An 11,578-nucleotide genomic window follows, 5' to 3' on the forward strand; every position below is an offset into this window, starting at 1 on the left:
TCATCCTTAGATGTATTCTTTTTGTTACAATTAACAAAGGAAAGTTTACAATAAAAATGTATTCTTTGCAAGTTCTTAAAGAATCGACTTGTTTTAATATGGTTTTAAGAGTTTTATGACCAATTTTTGAGCAGTTAATAAGCCCGGTAGTAAGGGAAATTTAAAGGCCACTAAAAAACGACACCTGAAAGTCAGGTGCCGTTTTTATTAATTTTTATTTAAGTATACTAAAAGCTTATTCTATGGATTACTAATAATTGGTAAGTCAGTAAGCGTTATAACTTTAGTTGTTGAACCATCTGAAACAGTAAATGAAATTGTAACTTTTTGGTCAACTAAACCATTTACGATTCCTGAACCATCCACATTTACGTTTGCTGTTGTCGGTGCAGGAGTCAGAGTTACTGTATAACTCGTATTCAATGGGTCAGTATACTTATCATCAATAAGATCTACTGCCAAGTCTAAAAGATTTTCACCCATTACAACCCCTTCTTTATAAGTATCAGCTTCTTGATAAGCCATTACTTGAATCGCTTCGTTTGTTAATCGAGAAGAGACAGTATCAATCGTCCTCTTATCTGAAGCAATAATCAATCCGATTCGTTTCTCTCTTAAGTCTTTTGTCGCATCAATAACTTCTTCATCTGTGTTGTTATCCTGAGTATAAGCATAAATCGGATTATCATAGTAATTGCTCCAGGCATCACTATAGGTATTCCACGATGTTTGTGTGTAATTAGCACTGTTTAATGTATCGTGAATTGCAGCTTCTGCTTCAAATAAATCCCAATTCGCCTGCGTAACTCTTTTCTCCAACTTATCTTTCATACTCTGAATGGTGTCAGCCATTCCCTGAAGTACCGGTGCATCATACTCAATAACCGATTTTGTCAAAGGATAGCGATCAATTGTCGATTGATACTCAGTATAAGAATCAAGGGTAAACATTTCCTGGGTATCATTTCCGTCAAGTTTGATGGCCGCCACGTATGCACTATAGGCATTATATAAAGCTGGTGCAGCTGTTTGATCCGGAAGAATATTATCTAACGCCTCCTGAATTACGCCGGTTGCGATATCAACCGAATTCTGCGAAGAACTCGAGGTAATCTTCGGATCTTTACTCTCATCGTAATCCCATGTTGTTTCATCAAATGCCGCATAATATTCGACCCAATATTCATAGTCAGCCCAGGTGGCAGCGGTAGCATTCTTCTGAATATTCTCGTTTGCAATTTTATCCCGCTGATACAATCCAAGTGTTGTCAGGAAGTTGGATAAATTAGTACTTCGTACCAGATTCTTAGCAGCATTTGTGATATTTACCGTTGCGGTATCAACTTCACTCTGAGTATTGTCTTTGGTTACCAGATTTTTTATGATTACCGCCTGGTAAACAGCCCAGGAAGTTTCTGTATATTCTGATTCCAGTCCATCATAGGCATGAAGCGCATTATTGTAATAAGTCATGTTAGATGCTTTTATTAATCGATCCTGAGCCGCTTTAATTCGCTGAATTGCCACGGCAATTTCAGAGTTAGTATTTTCAGTGGTCATAACATTAGCAGCCAGAACAGCCTGATAAGCTGCCCATGAAGCAGTCGTATAACTATCTGCCATCCCGCTCTTGGATTCAATCAATTCTTCATAAGCAGTGACATCGCCTTTATAAACCAGTTCCAACTGAGCCAAGGTAATTTTTAAAACTGCCTCAGTGATTTCGGCTTGAGAATTATCTTCAGTCATATAATATTTCATCAGAACTTTTCGATAATCGGTCCATGAGTCCACCGTATAATCATCCTGACTAACGCTGTTAATCAGGGTGGTAAACTCTGTAATATCTCCTCTTTCAATGAGTTTTAGATAGGCCAGTTTAATTTTAGACATTGCTGAATTAATATCCGTCTGATTGTCATCGGTGGTCATATAATTTGATGTCACCACTTTCTGGAAAGCTGTCCAGGAATCGGAAGTCCACTGGTTCTGAGTACTGTTATATGAATCCAACAAGGCATTATACTCAGTCAGATCACCTGCCAGTTCCAATTTAAGCTGGGCAGCGGCAATTTTAACAATAGCCGAATCAATAGCAGATTGACCACTAGCTTCGGTTACAATATTGGCTTTGACCACTTTCTGATAGGTTGCCCAGGATTTAGGTGTGTAGTCTTCTTCAATGACCTGATCCAGGATATCCAGGTATTCTGAAAGATCACCCAGACCAACCAGCTTTAACTGCGCTTTAAGAATGGTTTCTGCCGCTTTGTCAACATCAGACTGAGGGCTGTCTTTGGTTACATAATTTTTATCTACCACTTTCTGATAGGCGGTCCAGGAATCAGTGGTACAGGAGTACTTGTCAACATTATCAAGAACTGCATAATAAGCAGAAAGATCACTGCCTTTAACCAGCCCTTTTTGAGCTTCTTCGATGGCCAGGATAGCTTCTTCGATATCACTCTGGGTATCATTTTCCGTCACGCCGTATTCTTCAATTGCCGCCTGGTATTTTCCCCATGAAATGGTTGTATAATCCTCTTGTTCAACCGCCTTTAAAAGGGCATTATAGGCTGAGAAATCAAATTTTCGAACCAGTTTGTTCTGAGCGGTTTTAATATTTTCTACCGCCTTATCGACTTGAGTCTGGGTATTACTTAAATCCACCTGATTACTGTTGACTGACTGCTGATAGAAAAACCATGACAATGCCGTATAATTGTCTTCGCGAACCGATGCCAGGAGTTCCAGATATTCAGTTAAATTAACCTTTCCTTCAAGCAGTTTCTGCGCTTCCAGAATATTTACCGTCGCTTCATCAATCTCTGACTGAGTATTGGACTGATCCACATAATTACGATTTACTATTGTCTGATAGGCAGACCATGAATCAGGTGTATAATTTTCCTCTGTTACTTTTGCCAGAGCTTCTTTATACTTTTTCATATTCATTCCCTTGACCAGATTTTTCTGGGCTGACACAATAGTCTCCGTTGCCAGATCAATCAGCTCTTCATCGTCGTCTTCAGTCATTGCATAGGCCGTTACAACCCGTTTATAGGTTTTCCAGGAGTCAATGGTGTAATCATCCTCATCAACATTGGAGAGAGCTTCCAGATATGCAGCATAAGCCTCATTAACTTTAATCAGCTCAATTCTGATCCCTTCAAGACGAAGTCCCATCCCGGTGGTACCGGCTACCTCACCGCTTCTAAACCAGTCTGTGGTATCATACTCATCCCTAAGCCAGCCATAATTCTCCACCTGTACGTTATACGCCAGGGTATAGGCCGGAAGATTTTTAAGTACCAGTCTGATTCGTTCCAGACGCAGCCCTTCCCCCGACGTTCCGGCATCCTGGCCCATCGTAAAAGGACCTTTGTCGCCGTAATTCTGGACATGGACATAAGTCTGTATTTCTGCATCGCTGGGATAATTGCCTGTCAATTCAATTCTCAGGGCTTCCAGCCGTTTACCTTGCCCCACGGTTCCTGACAGTACCCCATCTTCTTTCCATTCACTTTCCCAACCATAATCCTGAATATGAGTCTTATATTCAACTCCAACTGTCGAAGCAGTTTCAAGGGTCTCACTGGCTGCCCAGACACCGCTGGACATAACCATTGAAAGACTTAATACGCCGGACATCAGTATGGCAATTTTCTTCTTCATCTTCTTTCTCCTTCCTGCTACTTTTCAACGCTATTGCATATTCCTAATTAATTTCCATAAACCTCTCGATAAACCTCAAGATTTTCGATGGCAATTAAAACATCATTTTCATCATACCAGTATATTTTTTCATTCCAGGTTTTTTCCTGGGAAATTCCTACAAAATTATTACTGCTATCCTTCACTGCTACCGGGTAATAAAACAATAATCCGGTGGGCAGCGTTCCATTTATTTGATCATCCAAAGCTACTTTTGCATCATCAATCAGAACCTGTGTAGCACCCTCCGGTTTTAAAACCAGCAGATCCACATATACATAATTGGGGTCACCGCCCAAATCAACATTTGGTTCCTGGTCAGTCGGCCAGGCAATAGAGTCAGAAAAACTGATTGTTGCCCTTCCATCTACACCCGCATCAGCAGCAACTGTCACGCCATCAACTGTTGTATTATAAGTTGTAATACGACTAGCCGGAACCAGCGTCTCAACGGGGATGACCGTCAGGTTAAATGAAGTTGCCTCATTGCCATGATCAAGCATATCCAGAAGAGCCCCAGCCGGTACATTGAAGGTAAATGTTCCTAATAATGCCGCAGTTCCATTTGAACCGCCTGGTGTAATGATTATGGTTTTTCCGCTGGTATCATTAGTATCCAGACTAATGGTCCCATAAACCACATTTGTCCCGTTAAAATAAACTGTCGGGTCGGTGCCCAGCTTGACTTTCTCATTCATGACAACGGAAATTGACTTGGTTAAAGTATTTTGTTCAAGGGTCAGGCTCAGAGTCTCGCCGGAGGCTTGTACCTCGCTGTCATCATCAAGAACTGCTGTTAAGGCCGTCATATAGGGCTCAGTTTCAGCATCCGTTACCGTCACCAGACAGGACGCTGTTTTTTGACCATCTGTTGTCGTTGCGATTATATAAGTCCGACCTTCCGATACCGGTGTCACTTTGCCGGCAGTTACGGTTGCCACTGAAGTATCCTGGGAAGACCAACTAACCGTCTTAATCGTTGCATTTGTCGGCAAAACAGTCGTTGTCAGAGAACCGGTCGCTCCACCAGTTGTTAAAGCCATAGTTGATGCTGATAATGACACTGATGTCACCGCTACTGTGGGAACAGTCAGCTCAATCGCGTTGGAGGCTTGTCCTCCGGATAAAGCAGATTGTCCGGCCTGAATAGAAATCGTTCCCGGCACGGCTGTCCCAATAAAACTGATTGTCACCTGAGAGGATAAATCCCTGGTTATAGTGTTTAAGGCCAGTCCAGTCGTTCCGGTTGAGATCGTCCAGTATGAATTTAAGTTAGCTGTTGTTGTAAAAGTGTCATTTGTCAGAGTTAACACAACTTTTGGATCGACTGTTCCACTGACGATTGTACTTGAAGCCGCTGAAATGGTCGGTTCGGTCTGATTGGTAATCACCACCGACATCGAACCGCTAATTCGAGAGCCGTCTTTAGCTGTGGCATAAACAGTTACTGTACCATTCTTGACAGCGGTAAGTAAGCCACTGCTGCTGATGGTTGCTTCACCGGTAGAATTCACCACTGACCAGGTTACGTCCTGATTGTCAGCATCTTCCGGCTCAAGCTCTGCGAGCATCTGCAGTGTCCCACCATCCGTTTTGATGGTACTTGCTCCATTATAACCGGAAACTGAAATCGCTTCAACCATGACCGGAACATCAATATCGACGTTATCATCAAGAATCAGGGTATCCGGCGCTTTTTCAAAACTGACATCTCTGGCTGTCACCTCTGCCCATTCAATATCTCCCAGACCATAAAAAGTGACTTCCGGCCCGTTCACATACAAGTCTGAAATGGTCGCGTTGTCTTCAACCGTAATCATACTGCCTAAACCCAGCGGTTTGACAATTAATTCATCAATTACTGATGAACCGGCTATCGTCAAATCCACATCAATGCCTTCAAGGGTTACACTGGTAAAATTTCCTTCTAAAATCACTGAATCTTCGCTGGCATCTTCAGCAATAACCACTTCCAGCCCATCCAGGGTGGTTACCACCCGAACCGAGCCTGAAGCTGTTCTTTGAATAATGATATCGTTATAATCACCGCCGTTGATATGAATGCTGTTGTCGCCGCCACCGCGAATGTAGGTTTCGCCGTAAACTACCACATTCTCCAATGTACAGTCGCCGCTGCCAACTCCTTCACCAATGATCAGATTGCCTTTGATGACCATATTCTTAAGTATAATGTCCTCTTCATCAATTATCACATTTCCCGCTATTACCTGTGGTGAACTGCTCGATGAAGAACCATAGGTCCCTTCCTCGTCATAAACCGTCGCCTCGCTTAAGCTTTCCAGATTATCAAGGGCCTGGGTGATTTTCTCGACTGCTTTTGTTACTTCAGAAGCCGTATTTCTCTGTGTTACAGCATAGGTTTCCATTGTCGTCTGAAGAAGGTCCCAGGAATAGTCAGTATACTGATAGGATTTTAAACTATCTATTTCTTCCAACAACGCATCATATTCTTCCAGGTCGGCATCATCCTTAACCAGTTTAATCTGAATCCCTTCCAGCCGCAGACTTTTTCCTACGGTCCCCGAAGTTTCTCCATCTGTCGACCAGGTTTGCTCCCAGCCCAGATTCTGGATATGGGTACGATATTCCAGATGATAGCCAGGGCAGTCAACCAGACGGATTTGAATAGCTTCCAGCCGATAACCCAGGCCCGTCGTTCCCGAGGTTTCTGCATCTGTTGTCCAGCTTTGCTCCCAGCCCAGATTCTGCACCTGAGTCCGGTATTCAATGGAGGCGCCCTCTGGTATGTTACCAGTTAACTTTATCTGAATTCCTTCCAGCCGCAGGCCTTTGCCAAATGTACCGGAAGTATTTCCGTCAGTGATCCAGTCCCATTCCCAACCAATATTCTGTATGTGGGTATGATAGTCAACCTGAAAATCAGATATGCTGTTTGTTTTTAATAACGGACTTTCTTCCGCTGAAACGGTTGAGGAAAAAAACAACAGACCGAGTAATAGACCTGTTATAAGACTGAATTTTTTTATCATATTTTTCTCGCTTTCTGATCTTTTTTAAGGCTTTATTAAGTCAACGTTCTAATCAATTAATTTATTGCATAAGCTATCAAATTTTTTTATTTTTTCTAGCTTCTATAGTGTTCTATCGGCTTTTTTACAGAAATCTTTAGCCATTTCACATAAATCAAAAGCCGCCAAATCGGCGGCTTAAAGATTCATTAAGTTGATTTATTAATATATCTAATGGCAACTTCTGCTAAGCTTCTATGAAAGCATTTTCCATTGACCCGGTCGGCATCTCACCAGCCGGCAAAACGACTATTTCTATCCCCTCAAGACGATAGCCATAGCCAGAGGTTCCCGAATCGGCGCCATTTTTGGCCCATCCCATCCAACCAACATTTTGGGCATGAACCCGATAGTAAACATCAAACAGTTCGGCATCTTCACCCACCAGATCTATCCGGATAGCTTCAAGCCGCAAACCCTCGTCCTGTGAACCGCTCATTTGCCCGTTATAGACATAATCCTGCCAGCCGTAATTTTCTACATGCGTGGAGTAGGCAATACCCAGATCATAATCCGATCCTCCAAGATTAATCTCAATGCCCTCCAGTCGCAGACCTTCACCCGAGGTACCACTGGTTTCACCATTGGAAACATAATTCTGCCAGCCATAATTTTGCACATGGGTATGGTAAAAGACATCTGGAGCTTCTAAGCCAACCGGATCAGCAGGATCTTCGGGATCTGTCGGTTTAGCTTGAGTGACCAGTTCCAAAGCCTTGTCTAGCTGAATCAGGCCATATCCATAATAATTATCTTTGCCGGTTTGTCCCAAGTCAAGGGCTGTTTCTTTTAAAGTTGATTCGACTTCCGTAGCAGTTAAACTACTGTCAGCTGCCAGAAGAAGCGCACAGGCTCCGGCAACAATCGGTGAAGAAAAGGAAGTCCCATCAACATCTTCTGTAGCATAGCCACCTGACTGATCAGTTGTGACAAGTCCAACACCTGGTGCCACCAAATCGACTTTATCGTTATACTGGGAAAAATAGGCAATCTGCTGATTGCTGTCTGTTGCACCAACAGAGATAACGCCATCGTATGATGCCGGATAGGAATATTGGCCGGCTTCACGACCATCCCCTTCATTCCCTGAAGAAGCCACCAGTATTTTTCCTTTTGAAAGGGCATAGTTGATAGCCATCAGTTCTGTAGCATTAGCACCATAACCGCCATAGCTCATATTAATCACATCAATATCCGCTCGATCGGCCGCATCCATCAGGGCAGCCGCAATTGTCGCATTTGAATAACTGCCATCGCCAATGCAGAATGGCGCAACTTTCACATTAGCCGTCCCGGCTACACCAGCAGTCCCAATCCCATTATTTGCAGTTGCCACAACAAAACCACTGACCGCAGTTCCATGACCTTCTTCCCAGTCGCGATCAACCACCTGGGTAGAGCCGGAAAGATAATCGTAGCCCTCAACAATTCTCCCCAGCAGATCCGGGTGTTGGGTATTAAGGCCGGTATCCAGTACAGCTACTACTACCGCCTCTTCATTCTCTACCTGATCCCAAACCAAATCCTGACCAATTCCGGTAAACTGCCAAGCCTGACCATTCTGAATGTAGGGATCATCAGGCAATGAAGATTTTTCGTAAAGCTGATTGAGGTCCGCCGCCAATACATTGGGCTGGCTTCTTAATTCGGCCAGAAAGGCATCAATATCCACATCTTCTGCCACTTCGATGACATCGACCCGGCTGGATACTGATTCTCCCCCAATTATTTCACTGTTTGATAAATCAAGGGTCCCAATATTATCTTCCTGTTTTTCATTATAGATCACAACTACCTGACGGCCGGTCGCATCCAGAACATCGACCGTTTCCAGCTGGTCCAGGCTGTTAACCTGCAGGGTTTCCTCTGCCATTACCGAAAGGGGTAAGGACAGCAATATGAGTATCAGCGACATGGTCACTGCAAAGCTTTTTTTAAACACGGTTTGATCTCCTTTAGTTTTTATCTTAAAAATATAGACTTACTCCAGTATAACATATTTATTATAAGCCCTGTCCTGATCAAAAGCAAGCGAATCCCCATAATAAAAAAACCTTTAAGTCTACTATTAAACCCCCGAAAAAGCTGGGGTCTTTGCTTTCTTGTTTTCAATAAATGAATAGGCTATAATAGAAGAAAACGTGCAAAGGAAATAATACCATGAGTAATGAATTTAAAGGAAAAATTGATGATCTGGTTTTAATGATATCCGAAAGCTATGATAAAGAGGATCGAATTGCTCCCTATGAACAAGGCTATATTCCCAATCGTTCGGTTATTATCGAAACCACAAAACTGTTAAGACAACTGGTCTTTCCCAGCTATTTTTCGAACACCCATTTCCGCAAGGAAATACAGGACTACCATATCAGTGAACTGGCTGTTTCCATTACTGAAAAAATGACGGAGCAGATCACCCTGACACTAAAACATAACTCCTGCATTAATAAGGGTGGTGACATTTCTGATTGTCAGGCTGTTGCAGAAAATCTCTGCTGTACTTTCATGAAAAAAATACCGGAAATCCGCGAATTTCTGGCTACCGATGTTCAGGCTGCTTTTGACGGTGACCCAGCGGCTCAAAGTAAAGATGAAGTCATCTTTTGTTATCCGGGCGTTTTCGCCATTTCCATCCACCGTCTGGCCCACGAGCTCTATAAATTATCGGTCCCGATGATTCCCCGAATTATGAGTGAATACGCCCACAATATTACGGGAATCGATATTCATCCTGGTGCCACCATTGGCAAATACTTTTTTATCGATCACGGAACTGGTGTCGTAATCGGTGAAACAGCCCTCATTGGCGAACGGGTAAAAATCTATCAGGGTGTTACTCTGGGCGCCCTGTCAACCAGAGGCGGACAAAAGTTGCGTGGCGTCAGACGTCACCCCTGTCTTGAAGATGAAGTGACCGTTTATTCCGGCGCATCAATCCTCGGTGGCGATACAGTGGTCGGAAAAGGGGTCGTTATCGGCAGTAATGTCTTTATCACCAAGTCAGTTCCCGAAGGAACCAAGGTCAGTATTAAAAACATGGAACTTCATTTTTCCGGCGGCAAACCCAGTAAAGATGTCAAAGATGATTCCATTAACTGGGATATCTAAAAAAAGACCCGCTTCAGCGAAGCGGGTCTTACTCTATTTGGGCAAGATTATTCCTTTGCCGGAAATCAGGCCTGAAAAGCTTCTTCCTGATGCAGATAAGACCTTGTATCAGGCCAGGCAGAAGGGTCGAAAACGGGTTCCTTTCGTGGACTGGGTTCATCCGTTTCTGCTTTTAACCGCTGATAATGGTCGCGGGCTCCGGACTGTGAAGAGATCCTGACTTTTTCCAGCAGCTCATAATTTGCATCTACAACTTCTAAAATTGCCGGATCTAACTTGTTTTCATTTTTCAGTTCGTTAAATATTTCTTTGACAGCGACCTGACTCATTCCTTTTCGGTAAGGCCTGTTTTCAGTTAAGGCTGTAAAAATATCAGCAATGGCTAAAATTCTCGCTTCATAACTGAGCTGGTCGCCGCTTAATTTAAAAGGGTAACCGCTGCCGTCCATTTTTTCGTGATGTAAAGCGGCAATAGCGGTAATTTCCTGCATCCCGTTCACCCGATCCAATAAAATATAGGTTTCATAAACATGGGCTTTAACCAGAGAAAATTCTTTTTCTGTCAACCGATCCGGCTTTTCCAGAACTTCATTGGAAATCGCCAGTTTACCCAAATCATGAAGGTAGCCGGCAATTTTAATTTTCTGGCAGGTATCATCATTTAATCCGCATAATTTTCCAATTTCAGCACCGACACAGGCAACTCCCACACTATGGACTGCGGTAAAAGGACTTCTAAAATCGATAACCCGAGAAAACAGGCGGGAAATATCCAGCAACCCCTCCAGATCAATCTGAATCTTTGAGAAATCAGTAAACTTGCGGTAAAGATTGTTGCCCTTCATGATCGATTCCAGATCGAACCAGAAATAGTCAAAATGTCTGATTTGGGCAAAAGCCTCAACAAATGCCGGATTAAATTTCCGGCCAGATGCCCGTTTGATCTTTTCATAAATAGCATCACCCTGATTGATGAGATCCTCAGTTGGATTAATTGATGTGGATATTCGGTCCGCCAGATGAATTAAATGACTTTCAAGGGGCACTGCTTCACCATTAAAGAAAATACCGCTGCCGTTATCCCAATCAACATGATGGAATTTGATGATTTCAGCAATCTCCGTCAGGTTTGTATTTTCTTTAAGCAGCTGCCAGCCAATCCGAGCGTGCCGATGGGGATGAATGGCATCGAATTTCAGGACATCAATTCGTTCCTGCAAGCTCAAACCACCGATATCATGTAAAATCCCAGCCATTCCTATGGTATTCAGGCTCTCCTTGGAGAAGCCCATCTGCTCACCCAGACAACAGGCAATAAAGCCAACCTGATGCTGATGATGATTGAGTCTTGGGCTGACCAGATCTGTAGCCTTAGACAATTCAAGTAACAGTTCAAACAATTCGACCATGTATAACATCTCTTTTCCTGTAAAAATTTCAAGTTTAATCTAATATAATATTCTAGCATGACTGTCCGTTAGTCTCAAGCTTAACTAAAGAGTTTATTAAATCAAATCGCCACAAATAATGTGGTAATAAAATTTAGGAGAATCATTTTGGCTAATACTACTCTACTAGGATTGGCAGACCTGGTGTCGGGAATCATCACCACTATTCTGAAATTTTATGTATTGAATCAGTTTACCATTTCAACAATCACCTTTACAGGTTTTGTTCCTCCTTTATTTCTTAAAAGCCTTTAAAAG

Annotated in this window: 6 protein-coding genes; 2 read left to right on the forward strand and 4 right to left on the reverse strand. The window is 42.8% G+C overall.

The genetic code is table 11. The annotated features are described in order from the left end of the window. Positions 1 to 240 precede the first annotated feature (240 nt). The 3 genes from Q5O24_11365 to Q5O24_11375 all read right to left on the reverse strand — a co-directional run bounded on the left by Q5O24_11365 (position 241) and on the right by Q5O24_11375 (position 8,706). Entirely contained in the window at positions 241 to 3,675 is a 3,435-nt protein-coding gene (locus Q5O24_11365) for a hypothetical protein (GenBank protein WKY46953.1), read from the reverse strand. Between the two features lie 47 nt (positions 3,676 to 3,722). Further along, positions 3,723 to 6,725, reverse strand: a complete 3,003-nt coding sequence (locus Q5O24_11370; GenBank protein WKY46954.1) for an Ig-like domain-containing protein — start codon at positions 6,723 to 6,725, stop codon at positions 3,723 to 3,725. A 226-nt stretch (positions 6,726 to 6,951) separates the two neighbouring features. Then, positions 6,952 to 8,706, reverse strand: coding sequence for a S8 family serine peptidase (locus tag Q5O24_11375; protein WKY46955.1), 1,755 nt, complete (start codon positions 8,704 to 8,706; stop codon positions 6,952 to 6,954). 218 nt (positions 8,707 to 8,924) lie between these two features. Here Q5O24_11375 and epsC point away from each other — a divergent pair, with 218 nt between their 5' ends. Further along, positions 8,925 to 9,872, forward strand: coding sequence for a serine O-acetyltransferase EpsC (epsC, locus tag Q5O24_11380; GenBank protein ID WKY46956.1), 948 nt, complete (start codon positions 8,925 to 8,927; stop codon positions 9,870 to 9,872). A gap of 65 nt (positions 9,873 to 9,937) precedes the next feature. Here epsC and Q5O24_11385 read toward each other — a convergent pair whose 3' ends face one another. Beyond that, positions 9,938 to 11,290 carry an HD domain-containing protein gene (locus Q5O24_11385; protein ID WKY46957.1) on the reverse strand — a complete coding sequence of 451 codons (1,353 nt, stop codon included), beginning with the start codon at positions 11,288 to 11,290 and terminating at the stop codon, positions 9,938 to 9,940. 138 nt (positions 11,291 to 11,428) lie between these two features. On the opposite strand from Q5O24_11385, the gene Q5O24_11390 reads away from it, so the two are divergent. Beyond that, complete coding sequence (locus Q5O24_11390; protein WKY46958.1) at positions 11,429 to 11,575, forward strand: hypothetical protein; 147 nt, start codon at positions 11,429 to 11,431, stop codon at positions 11,573 to 11,575. Positions 11,576 to 11,578 lie beyond the last annotated feature (3 nt).

It is taken from the genome of Eubacteriaceae bacterium ES3, assembly GCA_030586155.1.
Classification (GTDB): domain Bacteria; phylum Bacillota; class Clostridia; order Eubacteriales; family Eubacteriaceae; genus Acetobacterium.

Coding starts and splice junctions, on each gene's coding strand:
- Q5O24_11365 (WKY46953.1), bottom strand. CDS start 3,675: ATGAAGAAGAAAATTGCCATACTGATGTCCGGCGTATTAAGTCTTTCA.
- Q5O24_11370 (WKY46954.1), bottom strand. CDS start 6,725: ATGATAAAAAAATTCAGTCTTATAACAGGTCTATTACTCGGTCTGTTG.
- epsC (WKY46956.1), top strand. CDS start 8,925: ATGAGTAATGAATTTAAAGGAAAAATTGATGATCTGGTTTTAATGATA.
- Q5O24_11385 (WKY46957.1), bottom strand. CDS start 11,290: ATGTTATACATGGTCGAATTGTTTGAACTGTTACTTGAATTGTCTAAG.